The 20,022-nt window shown below is 67.2% G+C and carries 21 protein-coding genes; 15 read left to right on the top strand and 6 right to left on the bottom strand.

Going from position 1 to position 20,022, the window contains the following annotated elements; genetic code table 11:
• Positions 1-138 precede the first annotated feature (138 nt).
• Positions 139-1,584 (top strand): FAD-dependent oxidoreductase, encoded by a 1,446-nt coding sequence (locus AX730_RS08185; protein ID WP_062354615.1) that lies wholly within the window; start codon positions 139-141, stop codon positions 1,582-1,584.
• A 49-nt stretch (positions 1,585-1,633) separates the two neighbouring features.
• Here the strand turns inward: AX730_RS08185 and AX730_RS08180 are convergent, their stop codons facing one another.
• Positions 1,634-2,686 (bottom strand): NAD(P)-dependent alcohol dehydrogenase, encoded by a 1,053-nt coding sequence (locus AX730_RS08180; protein ID WP_062354612.1) that lies wholly within the window; start codon positions 2,684-2,686, stop codon positions 1,634-1,636.
• Positions 2,687-2,831: 145 nt separating this feature from the next.
• Between AX730_RS08180 and AX730_RS08175 the strand changes: the two genes are divergently transcribed.
• The 3 genes from AX730_RS08175 to AX730_RS08165 all read left to right on the top strand — a co-directional run bounded on the left by AX730_RS08175 (position 2,832) and on the right by AX730_RS08165 (position 5,594).
• Complete coding sequence (locus tag AX730_RS08175) at positions 2,832-3,716, top strand: methylglyoxal synthase (protein WP_062354608.1); 885 nt, start codon at positions 2,832-2,834, stop codon at positions 3,714-3,716.
• A 109-nt stretch (positions 3,717-3,825) separates the two neighbouring features.
• Positions 3,826-5,001 (top strand): benzoate/H(+) symporter BenE family transporter, encoded by a 1,176-nt coding sequence (locus AX730_RS08170; RefSeq protein WP_062354603.1) that lies wholly within the window; start codon positions 3,826-3,828, stop codon positions 4,999-5,001.
• Positions 5,002-5,135: 134 nt separating this feature from the next.
• Positions 5,136-5,594 carry a PepSY domain-containing protein gene (locus tag AX730_RS08165; RefSeq protein WP_062354601.1) on the top strand — a complete coding sequence of 153 codons (459 nt, stop codon included), beginning with the start codon at positions 5,136-5,138 and terminating at the stop codon, positions 5,592-5,594.
• Positions 5,595-5,643: 49 nt separating this feature from the next.
• Here AX730_RS08165 and AX730_RS08160 read toward each other — a convergent pair whose 3' ends face one another.
• The 4 genes from AX730_RS08160 to AX730_RS08145 form a co-directional block, all read right to left on the bottom strand.
• Positions 5,644-6,891 (bottom strand): TCR/Tet family MFS transporter, encoded by a 1,248-nt coding sequence (locus tag AX730_RS08160; protein ID WP_062354599.1) that lies wholly within the window; start codon positions 6,889-6,891, stop codon positions 5,644-5,646.
• A gap of 188 nt (positions 6,892-7,079) precedes the next feature.
• Positions 7,080-7,946 carry a D-hexose-6-phosphate mutarotase gene (locus tag AX730_RS08155; RefSeq protein ID WP_062354596.1) on the bottom strand — a complete coding sequence of 289 codons (867 nt, stop codon included), beginning with the start codon at positions 7,944-7,946 and terminating at the stop codon, positions 7,080-7,082.
• Positions 7,943-9,208 (bottom strand): lytic murein transglycosylase, encoded by a 1,266-nt coding sequence (locus tag AX730_RS08150; protein ID WP_062354704.1) that lies wholly within the window; start codon positions 9,206-9,208, stop codon positions 7,943-7,945. The genes AX730_RS08155 and AX730_RS08150 overlap by 4 nt, the downstream gene beginning before the upstream one ends.
• A 153-nt stretch (positions 9,209-9,361) precedes the next feature.
• Positions 9,362-9,784: a protease inhibitor I42 family protein gene (locus AX730_RS08145; protein WP_157074156.1), complete on the bottom strand. Its 423-nt coding sequence runs from the start codon at positions 9,782-9,784 to the stop codon at positions 9,362-9,364.
• Positions 9,785-9,853: 69 nt separating this feature from the next.
• Between AX730_RS08145 and queF the strand changes: the two genes are divergently transcribed.
• The 9 genes from queF (at position 9,854) to AX730_RS08100 (ending at position 16,849) form a co-directional block, all read left to right on the top strand.
• Complete coding sequence (gene queF / locus AX730_RS08140) at positions 9,854-10,672, top strand: NADPH-dependent 7-cyano-7-deazaguanine reductase QueF (RefSeq protein WP_062354591.1); 819 nt, start codon at positions 9,854-9,856, stop codon at positions 10,670-10,672.
• A 109-nt stretch (positions 10,673-10,781) separates the two neighbouring features.
• Complete coding sequence (locus AX730_RS08135; RefSeq protein WP_062354588.1) at positions 10,782-11,081, top strand: LysM peptidoglycan-binding domain-containing protein; 300 nt, start codon at positions 10,782-10,784, stop codon at positions 11,079-11,081.
• Positions 11,082-11,113: 32 nt separating this feature from the next.
• On the top strand, positions 11,114-11,596 hold the full coding sequence (locus tag AX730_RS08130) for a hypothetical protein (RefSeq protein ID WP_062354585.1): 483 nt from the start codon (positions 11,114-11,116) through the stop codon (positions 11,594-11,596).
• Positions 11,597-11,845: 249 nt separating this feature from the next.
• Positions 11,846-14,071 carry an NADP-dependent isocitrate dehydrogenase gene (locus tag AX730_RS08125; protein ID WP_062354583.1) on the top strand — a complete coding sequence of 742 codons (2,226 nt, stop codon included), beginning with the start codon at positions 11,846-11,848 and terminating at the stop codon, positions 14,069-14,071.
• A 276-nt stretch (positions 14,072-14,347) separates the two neighbouring features.
• Positions 14,348-15,034, top strand: coding sequence for a hypothetical protein (locus AX730_RS19350; protein WP_062354580.1), 687 nt, complete (start codon positions 14,348-14,350; stop codon positions 15,032-15,034).
• Positions 15,031-15,582, top strand: a complete 552-nt coding sequence (locus AX730_RS08115) for a GTP-binding protein (RefSeq protein WP_269746989.1) — start codon at positions 15,031-15,033, stop codon at positions 15,580-15,582. Before AX730_RS19350 ends, AX730_RS08115 begins: the two co-directional genes overlap by 4 nt.
• Positions 15,575-15,991, top strand: coding sequence for a roadblock/LC7 domain-containing protein (locus AX730_RS08110; protein ID WP_062354577.1), 417 nt, complete (start codon positions 15,575-15,577; stop codon positions 15,989-15,991). The genes AX730_RS08115 and AX730_RS08110 overlap by 8 nt, the downstream gene beginning before the upstream one ends.
• A 54-nt stretch (positions 15,992-16,045) precedes the next feature.
• Complete coding sequence (locus AX730_RS08105; RefSeq protein ID WP_062354575.1) at positions 16,046-16,405, top strand: hypothetical protein; 360 nt, start codon at positions 16,046-16,048, stop codon at positions 16,403-16,405.
• Positions 16,406-16,504: 99 nt separating this feature from the next.
• Positions 16,505-16,849: a gamma-glutamylcyclotransferase family protein gene (locus AX730_RS08100; RefSeq protein ID WP_062354572.1), complete on the top strand. Its 345-nt coding sequence runs from the start codon at positions 16,505-16,507 to the stop codon at positions 16,847-16,849.
• A gap of 138 nt (positions 16,850-16,987) precedes the next feature.
• Here the strand turns inward: AX730_RS08100 and AX730_RS08095 are convergent, their stop codons facing one another.
• Complete coding sequence (locus AX730_RS08095) at positions 16,988-17,227, bottom strand: hypothetical protein (RefSeq protein WP_062354569.1); 240 nt, start codon at positions 17,225-17,227, stop codon at positions 16,988-16,990.
• 109 nt (positions 17,228-17,336) lie between these two features.
• On the opposite strand from AX730_RS08095, the gene AX730_RS08090 reads away from it, so the two are divergent.
• Positions 17,337-18,215, top strand: a complete 879-nt coding sequence (locus tag AX730_RS08090) for a LysR substrate-binding domain-containing protein (protein WP_062354567.1) — start codon at positions 17,337-17,339, stop codon at positions 18,213-18,215.
• 30 nt (positions 18,216-18,245) lie between these two features.
• Positions 18,246-19,955, top strand: coding sequence for a bifunctional isocitrate dehydrogenase kinase/phosphatase (aceK, locus tag AX730_RS08085; protein ID WP_062354564.1), 1,710 nt, complete (start codon positions 18,246-18,248; stop codon positions 19,953-19,955).
• The last annotated feature ends 67 nt before the right edge of the window (positions 19,956-20,022 follow it).

Below are 20,022 nucleotides of genomic sequence, written 5' to 3'. Positions count from 1 at the left end.
TGCGCACGAATCGCCCCAGCGTTCGCTTCGCGAACACCGGGCCCCGCTATGTGCTTCCGATCCCCGCCCTTTCAGGGCGCCCCCTTACCAAGGGGGCTCTCGTTACGAGAGCCAGCGCGACGTTGCAGGTGAGCTGCCATGAGTAAAAAGCAGGTATTCCAGTTCCTCGACCTGCCGCGGACGATGCCGCAGCGCATCCCGCTGGAACTGCGCACGGGTGGCGACTGGGGCGAGCTGTACGGCAAGTTCGGCAAGGACGACGCGCAGTACCAGGCCGGTCGCTGCCTGGATTGCGGTAATCCGTACTGCAGCTGGAAGTGCCCGGTGCACAACGCCATCCCGCAGTGGCTGCAGCTGGTGCAGGAGAACCGCATCGAGGAAGCCGCGGCGCTGTGCCATTCCACCAATCCGCTACCGGAGGTCTGCGGACGCGTCTGCCCGCAGGACCGACTGTGCGAAGGCAGCTGCACGCTGGAGGAATTCGGCGCGGTCACCATCGGCGCGGTGGAGAAGTACATCGTCGACACCGCGCTGGCCAACGGCTGGCGTCCCGACCTCAGCGACGTGCAGCCGACCGGCAAGCGCGTGGCGGTGATCGGTGCCGGTCCCGCGGGCCTCGGCTGCGCGGACCGCCTGGCGCGCGCCGGCATCCAGGCCGTGGTCTACGATCGTTACGAACAGATTGGCGGCCTGCTGCAGTTCGGCATCCCCAGCTTCAAGCTCGACAAGAGCGTCATCGCGCAGCGCCGCGAGGTGCTGGAAGGCATGGGCGTGGAGTTCCGCCTGGGCGTGGAGATCGGCCGCGACCTGACGTTGGCGCAACTGCTCGAGGAGTACGACGCCGTGTTCCTCGGCACCGGCGCCTATCGCTATACCGACGGTGGCCTGCCTGGGCAGGATCTCGGTGGCGTGCTGCCGGCCCTGCCCTTCCTGGTGCAGAACGGTCGCGTCGTCAGCGGCAACGATCCATGGGGTCGGCCGATCGCCGGCTGGGAAGACAAGCTGCAATTGCCGGACCTGCAGGGCAAGCGCGTGGTCGTGCTCGGCGGCGGCGACACCGGCATGGATTGCGTGCGCAGCGCGATCCGCCTGGGTGCGGCCAAGGTCACCTGCGCGTACCGCCGCGACGAAGCCAACATGCCCGGTTCCGCGCGCGAGGTGGCGAACGCGCGCGAAGAAGGCGTGCGCTTCCTGTTCAACCGCCAGCCGCTCGCCGTCGTGGCGGGTGACGACGGTGCCGTCGCCGGCGTGCAGGTGGTGGAAACGAAGCTGGGCGAACCCGACGAGCGCGGCCGCCAGAACGCGGTGCCGATCGAGGGCAGCGAGTCGGTGCTGGAAGCGGACGTGGTGATCATCGCATTCGGCTTCTCGCCCAGCGTGCCGGCGTGGTTGGCGGACGTGGGCGTGGAAGGCACGCCGAACGGCCGCATCGTCGCCGGCGGCGGCGACCGCCTGCCGTTCCAGACCACACACCCGAAGCTGTTCGCCGGCGGCGACGCCGTGCGTGGTGCGGATCTCGTCGTCACTGCGGTGGCCGAAGGCCGCGATGCGGCGGGCAGCATCGCGACGCTGCTGCTGTCCTGAAACGGAAGAGCCGGGCGATGCCCGGCTCTTCTTTCTTTGCCCGGGCTGATCAGGCCTTCAGTGTCGCCATGTCGATGACGAAGCGGTATTTCACGTCGCCCTTCAGCATGCGCTCGTAGGCGGTGTTGATCTCGTCCATGCGGATCGTCTCAATGTCGGACACGATGCCGTGCTTCGCGCAGAAGTCGAGCATCTCCTGCGTTTCGCGGATGCCGCCGATCAGCGAGCCGGCGATCGAGCGGCGCTTGAGGATCAGGTTGAACACGCCCGGCGACGGATGCGGCTGGTCCGGCGCACCGACCAGGGCCAGGGTGCCGTCGCGCTTCAGCGCATTGAGGAACGGATCCAGGTTGTGCGGCGCCGCCACCGTGTTGACGATGAAGTCGAGCGTGTTGCCCTGCGCCGCCATCTGCGCGTCGTCCTTCGACACGACGACTTCGTCGGCGCCCAGGCGCAGCGCGTCCTCGCGCTTGCGTTCCGACGTGGTGAACAGCACCACGTAGGCACCCATCGCTTTGGCGATCTTCACCGCCATGTGGCCCAGGCCACCGAGGCCGACCACGCCCACCTTGCTGCCCGGTCCCACCTTCCAGTGCGCCAGCGGCGAATAAGTGGTGATGCCGGCGCACAGCAGCGGCGCGACCGCGGCCAGCTGCGCTTCGTCGTGCGCGATCCTCAGCACGTACTTGGCGTCGACCACGATCTGGTCGGAGTAACCGCCGTAGGTGTTCTCTCCGCCGAACAGCGGGCCGTTGTAGGTGCCGGTGAAGCCGTTCTCGCAGTACTGCTCCTCACCCTCCTGGCAGGAGGCGCAGGTGCGGCAGCTGTCGACGATGCAGCCGACGCCGGCGATGTCACCGACCTTGAACGCCTGCACGCCACTGCCGACGGCGGTGACGCGGCCGACGATTTCGTGGCCGGGTACGGACGGATAGAGGGTGTTCTGCCACTCGTTGCGCGCGGTGTGCAGGTCGGAATGGCAGACGCCGCAATAGAGGATCTCGATGCGGACGTCCTGCGGACCGGGTTCGCGGCGTTCGAAGGCGAACGCGGTCAGCGGCTGGTCGGACGAACGTGCGGCATAGCCGTGGGCAGCACTCATGGAATTTTCCGGTTGGGGGATAGACCGTCATTCTAGTCGGCCACCTGTGACGGACAATGCCGATTCCCTCCGCTTGCTTGCCTGATCCTGCAAGGCCCGCAGCGCTTGGCTTAGACTGACGTTCCCCCTTCAACGACGACGTCGCATGCGCCTGGGCCTGGCTGCCAACCGCCTGCATCACCACACCGAAGACGCCGCGCTGTTCCGCTGGCTGCGCGCCTGCGAATCGGGCATCCGGGAACTGCAGCTCGGCCTGCATGCGGTAGGTCGCACGCATGACGCGATCGCCGCCGCCGGCATGCTGCGCGGTTTCGACGCGTTGAAGCGCTACCCGTACGGCCGCGATGGCGGACTGATGAAGCTGGTCGCGGAAGTGGTCGGGCTGGAAGGAGCCGAGCGCAGCCTCGACGGCGCGATCTACTTCATCGATCCGGTCGATCCGTCCTCGATCTTCCCCGAAGCGACCGCCCTGAAACGCCAGTGCGTGATCCATGGCAAGCCGTTCCTGTCGACCGTTGCCTCGGCACGCGACTGGATCGAGATGGAGCGCATCCACGCCGGCTTCGCCCCGGACCGCAATGCCGACCCGTTCCACGCACTCGAGTCGCAGACGCTGGCGCTGATCGCCCACGATGCGATGAAGCCGCAGATGCTGGCCTTCGCCGACCTCCACTTCGACGTGCTCTCGCGCTTCGCCCATCGCATGGCGACGGGCACCACCGGTCAGCGGCTCAACGAACTCGCGTGGAGCCGCGGCTGGCCGCAGGACACGCCGTGGGTCGAGCGCTTCCAGAGCGGTCCGCTGGGCGGCGACGCGCAGATCGCCGACCGCGTGCTGGAGCGTCGTTGCCAGCGCGTGATCTTCTTCGAGGATCCGCACGTCGCACGCCAGCACGAAGCCGACATCCAGCTGCTGGAGCGCGCGGTGACCACGGTGACCGACGAGGCGGTCTGCACCACCTCACTGGCCGTCGCGCGCCGCTGGTGCGAGGCAGTGTCCAAGAGGTTGGCCGTTGTGGGAGCGACGTAAGTCGCGGCCGCACGCCGGAACCTCCCGTGACTCCCTCCGGCAAGCGGCGAAGATCATTCCATTCTCGCGGTCGCGACTTACGTCGCTCCTACAGGAACGGCAAGAGCGCATGAGCACTACATCCCGCCATCTGTTCAAAGACCTTTCGCTGTCCGCCATTGCGGCCGGCTTCGTCACCGTGCTGGTCGGCTTCGCCAGCTCGGCGGTGATCGTGTTCCAGGCGGCGCAGTCGCTGGGCGCATCGCCGGAAGAGATCAGTTCGTGGATGTGGGCGCTGGGCCTGGGCATGGGGCTGACCTGCATAGGGCTGTCGCTGCGCTACCGCATGCCGGTGGTGACGGCATGGTCCACCCCCGGCGCGGCCATGCTGATCAGCAGCGCGGCGGGACTGCCGCTGTCCGACGCGACCGGCGCCTTCCTGCTGTCGGCGTTGCTGATCGCGGTATGCGGCTTCTCCGGCTTCTTCGAGCGCATGATCAGCCGCATTCCGGTGTCGCTGGCGTCCGGCATGCTGGCCGGCGTACTGCTGCGCTTCGGCATCGATGCTTTCGCCTCCATGAAGACGCAGCTCGGCATGGTGCTGACGATGTTCGCGGTCTACCTGCTCGCGCGCAGGCTGCTGCCACGTTACGCGGTGATCCTGACGCTGCTGGTCGGCATCGCGTTCGCGGCGGCGCTCGGCCTGCTGCACGTGGACGGCCTGTCGCTGCAGTTGGCGAAACCGATCTTCACGACGCCGACCTTCTCGTTCGCCGCTGTCGTCGGCATCGCGCTGCCGTTGTTCATCGTCACCATGGCCTCGCAGAACGTGCCCGGCGTGGCGGTGATCCGCGCATCCGGCTATGCGATTCCGATCTCGCCCGTCGTCGGCTGGACCGGCGTGACCAACCTGCTGCTGGCGCCGTTCGGTGCGTTCGCACTGAACCTCGCCGCGATCACCGCCGCGATCTGCATGGGACGCGAGGCGCATGAAGATGCGTCGCGGCGCTACGTCGCCGCCATCGCGGCCGGCGTGTTCTACCTGATCGTCGGCCTGTTCGGTGCGACGGTGGCCGCCTTGTTCGCGGCGTTCCCGAAGGAACTGATCCTTGCCATCGCCGGCATCGCGCTGCTCGGCACCATCGGCAACAGCCTCGCCGCCGCGCTGCGCGAGGAAGCGGAGCGCGAACCGGCACTGGTGACCTTCCTCGTCACTGCATCCGGGCTGTCGCTGGGTGGCATCGGGTCGGCGTTCTGTGGACTGGTGGCGGGCGTCGTCACCCTGCTGGTATTGCGTCGAAGCTGAGTCTTCCGACGCAATTCCGCTTGTTCTCATGCAGGTGAACGCGGCGTGGAGTGTTCAGTTTGAACACCACATATTCACCTGCAGGTGATGCGAGCGCGGGCAGGATCTCCGCTCCACCCTCGCAGGAGAACCCCATGCAGATCCTTCGTCTTCGTCATCGTCTGTTGGCCCTCGCCACGCTGGCCGCACTGTCGGGCGCTGCGTTCGCGCAGACACCCTCGCCGACTGCAGGCAAGGATGCGCTGAAGGAACCGCAGGTGCGCGCGCTGCTGAGCGAGAAGGGCTACACCAACGTCGATGATCTCGACTTCGAGGATGGCCAGTGGGAAACCGATGCCACCAGCGCCAACGGTGAACGTGTCGACGTGCGTATCAATCCGGCCACCGGCGATGTTGTCGCCGAGAAGCTGGTGTCGAACCTCAGCGAGAATGACGTCAAGGCCAAGCTCGCCGCGGCCGGCTACTCCAAGATCCACGACGTCGATTTCGATGACGGCGTGTGGAAGGCCGAGGCCGAGCGCACCGACGGCAACGATGTCGAGATCCACCTGGCCGCCAACACCGGCGAGATCGTCCACGTCGAGAACGACTGATCGGTCGCGGCGACGCCATGAAGAAGGCCGCCCCTCGGGCGGCCTTCTTTCATCCGGCTGTCGCCGCGTGCGGTGGTCGTGCGAACCGCCATCCCACCAACCAGCCGATGGCCAGCAGTACGGCCGCCAGCAACCACGGCGCACCGGGTACGTGGGCCGGCGCTGATTGGCCGATGAACAGTGCGAACGTACCGGCGAACATCATCGGGCCAACGATACCGGCGAGACTGACGAGGCTCATCAGCGCACCCTGCACGCGGCCCTGCACGTCGGCGCCCACCTGCTGCGTGATCAGGGCTTGCGTCGCCGGACCCGCGAGCCCCCACAGCGCGCTGATCGGCAGACCGATGAGGAACACCCAGCCCACGTCGGCGATGCCGTAGATGAAGAAGCCGACCACGCCACACGCCAGTCCGAACAGCAGCGTGCGCCGCTCGCCGAGTTTCGGCACCACGCGGCCGACCAGCCCGGCCTGCACGATCACGCTGAAGACACCGACCGCTGCCAGCACCCAACTCACCTGCTGCTCGTTCCAGCGGTACTGGTACTCGGCGAACAGCACGAACACGCTGGGATAGACGTAGTGCGCCAGGTTGGCGATCAGCACGACGGCCGCCAGCCCGAACACCTGCGGATAGCGCTTCAGTAGCGCCATTGAGCCGATCGGGTTGGCGTGCGACCAATCGAATGTCGGTGTGCGGCGCTCCTTCGGCAGCGACTCCGGCAGCACGAACCAGCCGTAGAGGAAGTTGAGTAGCGCCAGTCCCGCTGCGAACCAGAATGGCAGGCGCAGGTCGATCGCACCCAGCTGGCCGCCGACGATCGGCCCGATGATGAAGCCCACGCCGAACGCCGCCCCGATCATGCCGAACGCCTGCGCGCGCTTGTCCGGCGCGGTGATGTCGGCGATGTAGGCGTTGGCGGTGGTGAAGCTGGCCGAGAACACGCCGGAGAAGATGCGCGCCACCAGCAGCCACGGCAGTGATTGCGCCAGCGCCATCAACACGAAGTCGATGCCCAGGCCCAGGCACGACAGCAGGATCACCGGCCGACGACCGAAGCGGTCCGACAATGCGCCCTGGATTGGCGTGCAGATGAACTGGATGGCGGCGAACAGCATGCCGAACGTTCCCACCCACCACGCGGCCTGCACGAAATCGCCACCGGTGAACTGGCGCACCAGCCCCGGCAGCACCGGAATGATCACGCCGAACGACAGGATGTCGATCAGCACCGTGATGAAGATGAAGACCAGGGCGGCGCGACGGCCGGGGATGGCGGGGATTTCAGCGCTCACGGGCGTGGAACCGCGGAAAAGGTGCGCAAGTGTAGGGCATGGCGCGAGGCGCGTGCTCCTCTGCTTGTGCAGGAGCGACGTGAGTCGTGACCGCGAACATTGCACGCCTGGAATCTGCCGGATCGAGACGATCTCGTTGCTGTGAGTCCACTGCCACGGAGGATCTGCGGTCGCGACTCACGCCGCTCCTACAGTGGAGACACCGAGACCACCTGGCTCAAGCGGTGCCGCTGGCCCGGCTCAAGCTCGATCGCATCGTCGCTGGCATTGGCCGCCTCCAGACAGACGAAGCTCTGCCAGCCATCGTCCGGCATGTCGCCGATGGCCGTGGCGCCGGCCTCGCCCGGATTCCACACCACCAGCGAACGGCTGCCGAAGGTGTCCAGGCGGATACGGCGACCACCGGCAGGATCGAGCAGGTCGAAGCGGTGCCCGGTGCCTGCATAGATGCGGTCGCTGCGGCCGGGATCGCGCGGATCGTGCAGCGACCACTCTCCGGACTGCACATGCGTGCCGCCGTCGTACTTGTCCTCGTAACGCAGCCCATCCAGGCCGGTGACCCGTACCTGCGTGGCGTCGGCGACGCGGAAGTAGGTATGCAGCGCCTGTGTCAGTCGGTACGGTGCATCACCGCGGTGGGCGGTATCGATGCTTTGCCGCAGCTCACGTCCGACATGCAGCGACATCTGCAGCTCCAGCGGCACGCCGTCGCGCAGTGGGAGCGCCAGCTTCAGCACCGCGCTGCCATCGGCTTCGCGCTTCACGTCGGTCAACGGCCAGCGCGAAATGCGCGCGTGGCCGTGCTGGACGGCATCGTCCGGCTGTCCCTGCTTGCCGAAGTACGGCCAGCAGACGGGTACGCCGCCGCGGATCGCCTTCGGCGGCAGCGCGGTGGTCGGCGACACCCACAGCAGGTCGTCGAAACCGGTCGGCACGAATGACAGCACCTGTGCGCCATGCAGGCTGATGCGCGCGGTGGAGAACGGCGTCTCCACGCGCAGCACGTCGATGCCCCCCCAGGTTTCGCGGGTCACGCCGTCGGGAAGCGCATTCATGGCTTGATCGCTGCAGGTGGCAAGACCGGCGGCCCTTCGGCCTTCAGCGCTGCAAGGATCTTCGTCCCCGCGCGACCGTCGGCCGGCAGCAGGCCCAGGCGCTGCTGTTCGACCACGATGGCGCGCCGCGTCTGCGTGCCGATCATGCCGTCGGCGGTGCCGATGGCATGGCCGCGCGCGAGCAGCAGGGTCTGCAGTTCGCGTCGCTGCGGGCGCCCGATCCCGGGATCGTCGGTCGGCCAGGCGGCGACCAGCCCCGTCCCGCCACGCAGGCGGTCCGCCAGCAGCGCGATGGCCAGCGCGTAACTCTCGGCGGCGTTGTAGGAATAGATCGCGTCGTAGTTCTTGAATACGACAAAGGCAGGGCCATTGACGCCGGTCGGCACCAGGACCGCGGCGTTACGGTCGTCGGCGGGCAACGGTTGGCCGTCGACGCGGGCGATGCCTTGCGACACCCACTGGGTCAGCGGCTTGCGGTTGGTGCGCCCGGCCTGCGCGAGGTCGAAGCCGGCGGGCAGCTTCACTTCGTAACCCCACGGCTCGCCCGTCCGCCAGCCGGACTTCACCAGGTAGTTCGCGGTCGAGGCCAGCGCATCGGGAATGCTGTCGATCAGGTTGCGGCGCCCATCGCCATCGAAATCGACCGCGATGCGCTGGTAGGTACTGGGCATGAACTGCGTGTGGCCGAACGCGCCGGCCCAGGAGCCGTTCAAGCCGTCCACGCGCACGTCGCCCGCCTGCAGCAGCTTCAGCGTGGTCAGGAACTCGCCGCGGAAGAACGCCTGCCGCCGGCCGAAGCACGACAGCGTGGACAGCGACACCAGCAGCGGCCGCTTGCCGAACACGCGCCCGTAGTCGCTCTCAACGCCCCACACCGCGACGACGGTGGCGGGATCCACGGCATAGGCCTGCGACACCCGACCCAGCAGTTCGGCGTGGGTCGTCAGCATGGCCAGCCCGTCGGCCACGCGCTGGTCGTCGACCAGGGCCGCCAGGTAATCCCACAGTGGCGTGGTGAATTCGGGCTGCGCGTCGAGCAGGTCCAGCACGCTCATGTCGGCGGCCAGGTCTTTCGTGTACGTGTCGAACGTCGCCGTCGTGACGCCCTGCTTCTCGGCGACGCCGCGCAGGCTGGTCATGCAGGTCGCGAATACCGGGTCCGGCACCGGCGTCGCTGCAGGTGCAGGTGCAGGTGCAGGTGCAGGTGCGATCGAGGGTGCCTGCGCGGCGGATGTCTGTGCGACCGCCGGGGCCGCGGCCATCAGCGCCAGCCAGAGAACGGATGCATGCGAGGTCATGACGGCCTCCCTTGCCTTTCGGGGGAGCGGTCACTTTGCCTTGCGACGACATCGAAGCCAAGCCGGAATCGAGCACGCCGGACACGGCGATGCACGACGCGCATCCTGCGGAACGGATCAGCGAACGATCACGTCATACTCCACCACCTCGACCGGCGGCACGGTCTCCCACGATCGTCGATAGACCATCCGCACGGTCGCCTCGCCCGGTTTATCCGCGCGAAACCACCAGCGCGCGATCGACGGTGCGCCCGGCATCGGCGGTTGCGTGTCCATCGGCGGCGGCGTGGCCGGACCGGTGGTCCGGGCCAGCACGGGTGCACCGTCCGAGGTGAACTCCCACTGGTAGCCGGTGCTGGCGTTCGACATCAGGGCGATCTCCAGCACCTGGCCCACGCGCATCACTACCGGTCCCTTGCCCTGCGGCCTGACCAGGCCGTCGTCGGCCAACGTGGCGGGCGGCGGACCGCCGCTGCTGGTAGGGCCGCCGACACAGCCGGACAGCAGGACGCACAGGCCCGGCAGCAGCAGTGATCGCATGGTCGCGTCCTCCCTGGAGACGCCGCCGTTATACACCCCGGCTTTAGGGCCCGTCCGTAAAATGGCGGCATGAACAACACCCCCCAGGATTCCTCGCTGGGTCGCGAGGTCGCGTATCCCGCGCACTACGACCCGACCCTGCTGTTCCCCATCCCGCGCCAGGGCGCGCGCGATGAAATCGGCATCGCGGCCGATGCCCTGCCCTTCGTCGGCCACGACCGCTGGCACGGCTATGAACTGAGCTGGCTGGATGCCCGCGGCAAGCCGCGCGTGGCGACCGCCACCCTGACCGTGCCCTGCACCTCACCGTGCCTGATCGAATCCAAGTCGCTCAAGCTCTACCTCAACTCGCTCAACAGCACCCGTTTCAACAGCGACGCCGCCGTGCTCGAGCGCATCGCCACCGACCTGTCGGCGCGCGCCGGCGCGGACGTGCAGGTGGTGTTCGGCCTGCCGCCGATGGCGGATGCGCCGGAGGGCGAATCGATCGACGGACTGGACGTCGAGATCGACCATTACGGTCCGCCGCGCGCCGAGTTCCTCGCCGCCGATCCGGAGGAGGACATCGAGGAAACGCTGTCGTCCGAACTCCTGAAATCCAACTGCCCGGTCACGGGCCAACCGGACTGGGCGACCATGGTGATCCGCTACCGGGGCCCGCGCATCGACCGCGTGGAATTGCTGCGCTACCTGGTCAGCTTCCGCGACCACGCCGAGTTCCACGAGCAGTGCGTCGAACGGATTTTTCACGATCTGCTGGCGCACTGCCGTCCGGCCTCGCTGTCGGTGGAGGCGCGCTACACGCGTCGTGGCGGCCTGGACATCAATCCATGGCGCGCGACCGCCGACATGAATGTCCCGCTCATGAAGCGCGACGTACGACAGTAAGGTTACTCACGTAACAATAGAGCCGGTTTCACGTGCGCGCTATGGTTTCTTAACAGCGCACGTGCAACGCTTTGCCCATCCCAACGGCCCGCCAGGAAGGGTGGTTGCAATGAGCACAGAAAAGAAAGCGGATTTCTCGGACGTTACTGCCAAGGTGGACTCCACTGCAGAGAAGGCAGCCGACTTCTCCGACGTGAGCGCGCGGGTGGACAGCACCGCCGAGATCATCGGTGAGCAGAGCTACACCATCGAGAAGGGCGACACGCTCTCCAAGATCGCCAAGGCGCACTACGGCAGCGCCAATGCATGGAAGCAGATCTTCGAAGCCAACCGCGACGTCATCGACGATCCGGATCGCATCTTCCCGGGGCAGGTCATCAAGCTGCCGCCGAAGCCTGCCGACGCCTGATCGCTTACCACTTCATTACAAGGACCGAACCCATGAAGCAGAACCGCATCTCCTACGCTCTGGCCATCGCGCTGGTCGGCACCGTCGCACTCGCCGGCTGCAAGAAGAAGGAAGAGCCCGTCGTGGCGCCACCGGTCGCCGTCGAGCCCGCACCTGCGCCTGCCGAGCCCGTGCCGGCACCCGCGCCCGTCAGCGCCACCAGCGTCACTGTCGGCAACACAGCCGCCGCGGACAAGTCCGTTGCCGCCGTCGGCATGTTCGGCGTGAAGGACAAGATCATCGTGTCAGTGAAGACAGATGCCACGACACCGGCCAATGCCGCGATCGATGCCAAGCTGACGTTCCAGGACGGCCAGGTGGCCGGCCAGCAGACCGCCAACGTCGTCGCAGGTGGTGTCGATACCACCAACATCGAGTTCACCAAGGCCACCGACTGGCCCGCCGGCAAGTACAAGGTCGACGTGACCTTGAACGGCCAGCCGGTCGGCATCACCCAGGAAATCGAGGTCAAGTAATCCCGTAGTACCAAGGCTCTCTCCCACGTGTGTGGGGCAAGCTCGGGCGTGGAGCGATCCACGCCCGCTTTTTTTGCGCGGCACCCCCGCGCGCGGTCGTCTCCTTTGCAACGACCGCATTCCCTGTCCCAGGACAACCCTCGTGCTGCGCGAGGGCATCCATACCCCTTCGTTTTGCCCTGCGTGCGATGGCGCGCGACAATGGCGTGCTGAATTCCCCATCGCCCCTTGTCGAGAGTCCTGATCCCCATGTCGGATACGCCCCGCATCATCTACACCCTCACCGACGAAGCCCCGTTCCTCGCCACCCAGTCGCTGTTGCCGATCATCGAGGCGTTCACCGCCCCCGCCGGCATCGCCGTTGAAACCCGCGACATCTCGCTGGCCGGCCGCCTGCTGTCGCAGTTCCCCGAGTACCTGAGCGACGCGCAGAAGATCAGCGACGACCTGTCCGAGCTGGGCCAACTGGCGACGCAGCCGGAAGCCAACATCATCAAGCTGCCGAACATCAGCGCCTCGGTGCCGCAGCTGAAGGCCGCCATCAAGGAACTGCAGGCGCAGGGTTACCCGCTGCCGGACTACCCGGACGAACCGAAGGACGACAAGGAAAAGGACGCGAAGGCGCGCTACGACAAGGTCAAGGGCAGCGCGGTGAACCCGGTGCTGCGCGAAGGCAACTCCGACCGTCGCGCCCCGCTGTCGGTCAAGAATTTCGCCCGCAAGCACCCGCACCGCATGGGCGCGTGGAGCAAGGACTCGACCTCGCACGTCGCGCACATGGCCGCCGGTGATTTCTTCGGCAGCGAACAGTCCGCCACACTGGCCGCCGACGGTGCGCTGAAGATCGAACTGGTCGCCGCCAACGGCGCGGTCAACGTGCTGAAGGACAAGGTGAAGGTGAAGGCCGGCGAGATCGTCGACGCCGCCTCGTTGAGCCGCAAGGCGCTGGCGTCGTTCGTCGCCGCCGAAATCGCCGACGCCAAGGCCAAGGGCGTGCTGTTCTCGCTGCACCTCAAGGCCACGATGATGAAGGTCTCGGACCCCATCATGTTCGGCGTCGTGGTCAACGAGTACTACAAGGCCGCGCTGGCGAAGCATGCTGCCGTGCTGGAGCAGATCGGCTTCGATGCCAACAACGGCATCGGCGACCTGTACGCACGCCTCGGCGCGCTGCCGGCCGACCAGCAGGAGGCGATCAAGGCCGACCTGCAGGCCGTCTACGCCGACGGCGCCGCGGTGGCGATGGTGAACTCCGACAAGGGCATCACCAACCTGCACGTGCCGAGCGACGTGATCGTCGACGCCTCGATGCCGGCGATGATCCGCGACTCCGGCAAGATGTGGAACGCCGACGGCAAGCTGCAGGACACCAAGGCCGTCATCCCCGACCGCTGCTACGCCGGCATCTACCAGGCGGTCATCGACGACTGTCGCGCGAACGGTGCGTTCGACCCCGCCACGATGGGCAGCGTGCCCAATGTCGGCCTGATGGCGCAGAAGGCCGAGGAATACGGCAGCCACGACAAGACCTTCCAGATCCCGGCCGACGGCACCGTGCGCGTCACCGACGATGCCGGCAAGGTCGTGTTCGAACAGCAGGTCGAAGCCGGCGACATCTGGCGCATGTGCCAGACCAAGGACGCGCCCATCCAGGACTGGGTGAAGCTGGCCGTCGGCCGCGCGCGCCTGAGCAAGACCCCGGCGATCTTCTGGCTGGACAAGGCCCGCGCGCACGACGCGCAGGTGATCGCCAAGGTCGAGCAGTACCTGAAGGACTACACCATCGATGCGCTGGACATCCGCATCCTGCCGCCGGTCGAGGCGATGAAGGTGTCGCTGGAACGTACCCGCAAGGGCGAGGACACCATCTCGGTGACCGGCAACGTGCTGCGTGACTACCTGACCGACCTGTTCCCGATCATGGAGCTGGGCACCAGCGCCAAGATGCTGTCGATCGTGCCGCTGATGGCCGGTGGCGGCCTGTTCGAGACCGGCGCCGGCGGTTCCGCCCCGAAGCACGTGCAGCAGTTCCTGGAAGAGGACTACCTGCGCTGGGATTCGCTGGGCGAGTTCCTGGCGTTGGCCGCATCGCTGGAACACCTGGGCCAGCGCTACCTCAACACGCCGGCGAAGGTGCTGGCGAACGCGCTGGACGTGGCCAACGGCCGCATCCTGGACGAGAACCGCTCGCCTGCGCGCAAGGTCGGCGAACTCGACAACCGCGGCAGCCATTTCTACCTGGCCCTGTACTGGGCGCAGGCGCTCGCAGCACAGGATGAGAATGCGGAGCTGAAGGCCAAGTTCGCCCCGCTGGCGAAGGTGCTGGCCGACAACGAGGCGACCATCCTCGGCGAGTTGAACGGCGCGCAGGGCAAGGCGCTCGACATCGGCGGTTACTACCACCCCGACATCGCAAAGACCTCGGCGGCGATGCGTCCCAGCAAGACGTTCAACGACGCGCTCGCCGCGCTGTAAGCGCTGCGGCGATGCCTTCGTGGCGTCGCTGTCCGGTGTTCCCTGTCAGGAAAAACCCGCGCTCCGGCGCGGGTTTTTCTTTGCGCGCACGCCGCGCGTCAGGTTCATGCAGATACGTCGCGTGCCGCTCGCGGTTCTGTGGTTGCCCGCACGAATCGCCCGTGGTGGTTTGCATACCGTACGTGGCACACCACACCGGTGTCGTCGCAGTGCTTCTTTCAGGGGAAGAGCATGGCCAGCCGTCTTGCAGCCGACCCGCACCAACGGGATCGGCCAGTGCCATCGTCGCTCTCGCACGCCGATGCGGGCGACGACGCCACGTCGACGCTGCTGCCCGCCGTCACCGGCAGCAAGCCGCTGACGCAGCGCTTGCGCCAACGTCTGTGGCAGAAAGCCGGATTCGCGCAGTTGTCCCTCGACGGCCAGCCTCGCCTGTTGATCGATTTCGCGCAGGACCACGGCGTGCCGGTGAATACCGCGATGCTGGCACGGCCGCTGGTGTGGGCGCTCGGCGCGGGCTTCGGCCGTATCGTCCTGCAGGAACTTCCAGCCGACCGCTTCGCATCGCTCGCGAGCGGACACGTCCACCAGCCACTGCGCCCGGTCCTGTGGCAGATCGCGCAGCACGGTGGCGAGTGGGACGATCTGGATCGCCGGCTGCTGCACCACGCACGCATCCGTCTGCTGCGCTGGCCGGATTTCCGCCTGCTCGCGCATCAGCACGACGGTTTTCGCCTGTGTTCGCTGCTGCTGAAACGGCCGAGCACGGTGGACGAATGCCGGCGGATGCTGGAGCTGGACAGCGACACCGTGCAGGCCTTCGTCCGGTCGGCCTACCTGTGCGGCTACGCGATGGTGGAAACCCCGGCGTCCGCCGCGCGCGCCGCGCCCTCGCCGGCAGCGGCGCATGGTGGCTCGATGCTGGCGCGCATGTGGCGCAGCCTGCGGAGCACCGCCTCGTGAGTCCGCGCGAGCACAAGATCGTGGTGCTGGGCGCAATGGGCGCCGGCAAGTCCACGCTGGTACGCGCGCTTGCCGGCGACCGGATGGTGGATACCGACGTGGCCAACACCGACGCGGCGTCCGACAAGCTGTCGACGACGGTGGCGATGGACTATGCCGACATCGACCTGCCGAACGGCGACCGCCTGCGCCTGTACGGCACGCCGGGCCAGGCGCGCTTCGACTTCATCTGGCCCGTGCTGCTGCAGGGCGCCAGCGGCGTGCTGGTCTTGGCGGATGCGAGCGTGCCGGCGTTCGTCGCCGACCTCGACCGCTACCTGAGGACGCTGCGCGACCACGCGCCGGACGTGGCGGCGGCCATTGGCGTGTCGAAGCTGGATCTCGCGCCGCACGCCGATATCGACGCGCTCGCGACACGCGCGATGGACCTGCTGCGCGCGCTGCCGGTGGTGCCGTTCGATCCGCGCTCCGATGCGGCCGTGATGATGTTGATGGATGTGCTGATGTCGGAGATCGAAGCCATGGATCTGGTGGGATCGCATGGCTGACGGACAGCGCCACCGCGGACTCGGCGAACCCGTGCGCGCCAACGTGGAGCGCCGCCTGAGTGAGTTCTCCGATTCGGTCGATGGCGTCCGCACGGCCGTGGTCGCCAGCGTCGACGGTTTCGCGCTGGCGCAGTCGAACCCCGCATCAGCGAACGGAGAGCGCCTGGCGGCGATGACCAGCGCGATGCTGGCACTGGCCGCCGCCATCGGCCGCGAACTGTCGCTGGGCCAACTGGGCGTGCTGATGCTCGAATCCGAACACGGCAAGGTACTGATGCTCTCGCTGCGGACGGACGACACGCCATTGCTGCTGATGGCCGCCTGCGACCACCGCAGCGTGATCGGCAACGTGCTGTGGAGCGCGAAGGAATGCGGCCGGAACGTCCTGGCCGAACTCGCTGGGTCCTGAGCCGGCCCGCGTCGAGGTAAGCATGGCTCTTCATATCAACCACAGGGGTGCGACATGGCAGGACTCGGCGATTCGTTGAACGAACTGATGACCATCGACGGTGCGCAGGCGGTGGCGCTGGTCGACTACGAGAGTGGCATGCTGCTGGGCGAGGCCGGCGCCGGTATGGACATGGAAGTGGCGGCCGCGGGCAACACCGAGGTGATCCGCGCCAAGATGAAGACCGCCAACGCGCTCAAGCTCAACGACACCATCGAGGACATCCTGATCTCGCTGGGCAAGGCGTACCACATCATGCGCCCGGTGGCCTCGAAGCCGGGGCTGTTCTTCTACGTGGTGCTCGACCGCAACAAGTCGAACCTCGCACTGGCGCGCCGCAAGGTGCTGGACGTCGAAAGCCAGCTGAGCATCTGACCCGGACACGCCGGGCGGTCCATGTCGCCCGGCAGTCATGCATTGCGGAGCACGCCTCCGCACCCGCATGCTGGGCGTCCACGAACGGGTGGCACGCCCATGGCGGATCGCGACATCCTGCTGTTTTCCTACGGCACGCTGCAGCTGGAAAGCGTGCAGCTCTCCTCGTTCGGCCGCCGGCTCGACGGCGAACCGGATGCGATGACCGGTTACGCGCGGACGATGGTGGAGATCACCGATCCCGATGTGCTCGCCGCCAGTGGCGAACGCTTCCATCCCATCGTCAGTCCGAGCGACGAACCCGCCGACGAAGTGGCCGGCACCGTGTTCCGCATCAGCGCCGACGAACTCGCGGCGGCGGACCGCTACGAAGTCGCCGACTACACGCGGGTGCAGGTCCGGCTGAAATCCGGCCACGATGCCTGGGTCTACGTGAAGGCCTGACGGCAGCATCGAAGCCGATGTGGGAGCGACGTCAGTCGCGATGGATTACCGCGGAAGCTGTTTCGCGACTGACGTCGCTCCCACGAGGAAATGCTCGATCGTCGCCCGCTGCCGGGCAATCGGATGCCTGCAGCGCTTTCAGGGAACGGGCCGCTCGGCCGACAGCAACGAGACGAGCAGATGCAGGCGCCGCGCACCCAATCGCTGCACCGCGTGTTGATGCCGCACCTTGCCTGCCGCGTCGTGCACATGGTGACGGCGCGCTTCCTGTGCCTGCGTTGCCTCGACGGGCTGCACGACATGACCCTGCAGGAACAACGCGCCCTGGCTCATGCCACCCAATTGCTGCCACCACTGCTTTCTGGTTTCGGTCTGCATGGCACTGCTACGTTGCGCCGTCGTCCGGCTTGAAGGCTTACCAAGCTAGGCGCATCATCTGCCCCCAAAAAGCGAAAGCTCCGCAACCCAGCCTTGAGGTGGATTCAAGATGAGCCGGCTGCCGCTGGACCAGGTGGATGCCTTCGTCACCGCTGCCCGCCTGCGCAACCTGACGCGTGCGGCGGAAGCCATGCACCTCACCGTCAGCGCACTGAGCCATCGCATGCGGCTGCTGGAGCAACGGCTGGGCCACAAGCTGCTGGCGCGTGGCCCGCGCGGGGTGGAACTGACGCCACACGGACAGCGGTTGTTCGATGCGATCTCCGGCCCGCTCGACACCATCGACCATGCCCTGCGTCGCGCCACGCTGCGCAACGACCACACGGTGACGCTCAGCCTGATCCCGTCGATGGCGACCGCGTGGCTGGTGCCGCGCCTGCCCGCGTTCCTCGCGGCACATCCCGAGTTGGGCCTCAACCTGCAATCGAGCACGCACGTCGTCGACTTCGAGCGCGAGCCGGTGGACCTGGCGCTGCGCCTCGGCGGGGGCCGCTGGCCGAACGTGCACGCCGAGTTCCTCTTCCACGAATGGATCACGCCGGTGGCCAGTCCAGCGCTGGTAAAGCAGCACGGCAAGCCGGCCCCGGACCAGATGGCGAAGCTGCCGCTGCTCGGCGACCCGGCCAACCGCTGGAAGGACTGGTTCGAGCATTTCGGCGGGCAAGCGCCGGCGCGCTACGTGGCCCAGTTCGACGACACCGAGACGCTGCACCAGGCCGCGGCGCAGGGCGTCGGCGTGGCGCTGGCGCGCTGGACGCTGGCCGAGCCGCTGGTGAAGGCCGGCCGGCTGGTGACGCTGACGAAGAAGCGGCTGCAGGCCGACTTCGCGCACTACCTGGTCTACCCCGAGCGCAGCCTCTCCCATCCGGGCTTCCGCAAGGTGCGCGGCTGGCTGCTGGAACAGGCCGGCATCGCGGTGGAGCGATGACTCCAGCGCGCGCCGGCTAACATCCTGCGCATGGTCCACGAGAATGCCATCGCCCGCCTGATCCACGACGCCTTCGCGGACTACCACGCGCGGTTCGCCGAGATCACGCAGCGCGCGAAAGTCCGGTTCGAGACGATGGACTGGGCCGGCGCGCGGGGCGACGCGGTGGAGCGCATCGAACTGTACGACCAGTGCATCGCCGAGTGCGCGCTACGCCTGCAGTCCACGCTGCTCGGGCGTGCGCACGATCGCGCGCCCTGGATCGACGCGCGTGCGGCCTTCGAACAGCTGATCGCGGGACAGATCGACCGCGAGCTCTACAAGACCTTCTACAACACGCTGAGCCGGCGGTTCTTCCGCACCCGCGGCGTCGATCCCGCGCTGGAGTTCGTCGCGCTGGACGTGGAGCCCACCGATGCGATCACCCATCCGGTCGCGCGCCACAGTTATGCCGTATCCGAACAGCGGCCGACCGATACCTTCGCGCGGATGCTCGGCGATTACCGGTTCGATGTGCCGTACGCGCACCGCACGCGCTGTGCCGCGGCCATCGCCGTGCGCCTGCAGGACGACCTGGCGCACTGGGGCGCCAATCCCGTCCGCGGCATCGAACTGCTGGATACCGTGTTCTATCGCGAACGCCGCGCCTACCTCGTGGGCCGCGTATTCGGAGAGCATCGGTTCTCGCCCTGCGTCATCGCATTGGTCAACGACGGCGGCCAGCTGAAGGCGGAAGCCGTGCTGACCCATCGTGGCGACGTGGCGCATCTGTTCGGCACCTCGCGCAGCTATTTCCACGCCGACCTGGCGACGGTCGGCGACGCGGTGGTGTTCCTGCGCTCGCTTCTGCCGGGCAAGCCGATCGACGAGATCTACACCGTGCTCGGCCGCGCCAAGCAGGGCAAGACCGAGCGCTACCGCACCTTCTTCCATCACTTCCACGCGCAGCCGGACGAACGGCTGGTGCACGCCGAAGGCACGCCCGGCATGGTGATGGCGGTGTTCACCCTGCCCAGCTACCCGCTGGTGTTCAAGGTGATCCGCGATCGCTTCGCCTACCCCAAGGCGATGAGCCGGCAGGACGTGGAGGAAAAATACGACCTGGTGTTCCACCTGGACCGCGTCGGCCGGCTGCTGGATACGCAGGCGTTCCGTTTCCTGCGCTTCCCGCGTGTACGCTTCTCGCCGGAGCTGCTGCAGGAACTGCGCGAAAGCTGCGGGCAGAGCCTGAGCGAGGACGACAACGACCTGGTCATCCATCTCTGCTATGTGCAGCGACGCCTGCGCCCGTTGAACCTGTACCTGCGCGAACAGAAGGCCGAGGCGGCGCGCACCGCCGCGCTCGACTACGGGCAGGCGATCAAGGACATGGCGCGCAACAACATCTTCCCCGGCGACATGCTGCTGAAGAACTTCGGCGTGTCGCGCCACGGCCGCGTGGTGTTCTACGACTACGACGAACTGCGCCTGGTCGCCGACTGCCGCTTCCGCGACTGGCCGCAGCCGAGCACGTACGAGGAGCAGATGGCCGATGGCCCGTGGTTCCATGTGGATGCCGGCGATGTCTTCCCCGAACGCTTCCCGCAGTTCCTCGGCCTGCCCGACGCACAGGCGAAAGCGCTCAAGGCCGCGCATGGCGAGCTGTTCCGTCCGGCGTGGTGGCGCGACCTCCAGTCGCATCTCGCCGCCGGCGATTACCCGGATACTGCGCCGTATCCGGATGCGTTGAAGCTGGCGTGATGGCGCGCATGCGGTCGCAATGCGCATCGCGCTACCCTTGCCTGCATCCGGAGAACGCCGTCCCGCC

The organism is Pseudoxanthomonas mexicana (assembly GCF_001556105.1).
Lineage (GTDB): Bacteria > Pseudomonadota > Gammaproteobacteria > Xanthomonadales > Xanthomonadaceae > Pseudoxanthomonas_A > Pseudoxanthomonas_A mexicana_A.
Note: the sequence above shows the minus strand (reverse complement) of the source record. Positions and strands in the feature narration are given on the sequence as shown.

Bases quoted from the DNA above. Each gene is read 5' to 3' on its own strand.
- AX730_RS08185 (WP_062354615.1), top strand. From the start codon at position 139: ATGAGTAAAAAGCAGGTATTCCAGTTCCTCGACCTGCCGCGGACGATG.
- AX730_RS08180 (WP_062354612.1), bottom strand. From the start codon at position 2,686: ATGAGTGCTGCCCACGGCTATGCCGCACGTTCGTCCGACCAGCCGCTG.
- AX730_RS08175 (WP_062354608.1), top strand. From the start codon at position 2,832: ATGCGCCTGGGCCTGGCTGCCAACCGCCTGCATCACCACACCGAAGAC.
- AX730_RS08170 (WP_062354603.1), top strand. From the start codon at position 3,826: ATGAGCACTACATCCCGCCATCTGTTCAAAGACCTTTCGCTGTCCGCC.
- AX730_RS08165 (WP_062354601.1), top strand. From the start codon at position 5,136: ATGCAGATCCTTCGTCTTCGTCATCGTCTGTTGGCCCTCGCCACGCTG.
- AX730_RS08155 (WP_062354596.1), bottom strand. From the start codon at position 7,946: ATGAATGCGCTTCCCGACGGCGTGACCCGCGAAACCTGGGGGGGCATC.
- AX730_RS08150 (WP_062354704.1), bottom strand. From the start codon at position 9,208: ATGGCCGCGGCCCCGGCGGTCGCACAGACATCCGCCGCGCAGGCACCC.
- AX730_RS08145 (WP_157074156.1), bottom strand. From the start codon at position 9,784: ATGCGATCACTGCTGCTGCCGGGCCTGTGCGTCCTGCTGTCCGGCTGT.
- queF (WP_062354591.1), top strand. From the start codon at position 9,854: ATGAACAACACCCCCCAGGATTCCTCGCTGGGTCGCGAGGTCGCGTAT.
- AX730_RS08135 (WP_062354588.1), top strand. From the start codon at position 10,782: ATGAGCACAGAAAAGAAAGCGGATTTCTCGGACGTTACTGCCAAGGTG.
- AX730_RS08130 (WP_062354585.1), top strand. From the start codon at position 11,114: ATGAAGCAGAACCGCATCTCCTACGCTCTGGCCATCGCGCTGGTCGGC.
- AX730_RS08125 (WP_062354583.1), top strand. From the start codon at position 11,846: ATGTCGGATACGCCCCGCATCATCTACACCCTCACCGACGAAGCCCCG.
- AX730_RS08110 (WP_062354577.1), top strand. From the start codon at position 15,575: ATGGCTGACGGACAGCGCCACCGCGGACTCGGCGAACCCGTGCGCGCC.
- AX730_RS08105 (WP_062354575.1), top strand. From the start codon at position 16,046: ATGGCAGGACTCGGCGATTCGTTGAACGAACTGATGACCATCGACGGT.
- AX730_RS08100 (WP_062354572.1), top strand. From the start codon at position 16,505: ATGGCGGATCGCGACATCCTGCTGTTTTCCTACGGCACGCTGCAGCTG.
- AX730_RS08095 (WP_062354569.1), bottom strand. From the start codon at position 17,227: ATGCAGACCGAAACCAGAAAGCAGTGGTGGCAGCAATTGGGTGGCATG.
- AX730_RS08090 (WP_062354567.1), top strand. From the start codon at position 17,337: ATGAGCCGGCTGCCGCTGGACCAGGTGGATGCCTTCGTCACCGCTGCC.
- aceK (WP_062354564.1), top strand. From the start codon at position 18,246: ATGGTCCACGAGAATGCCATCGCCCGCCTGATCCACGACGCCTTCGCG.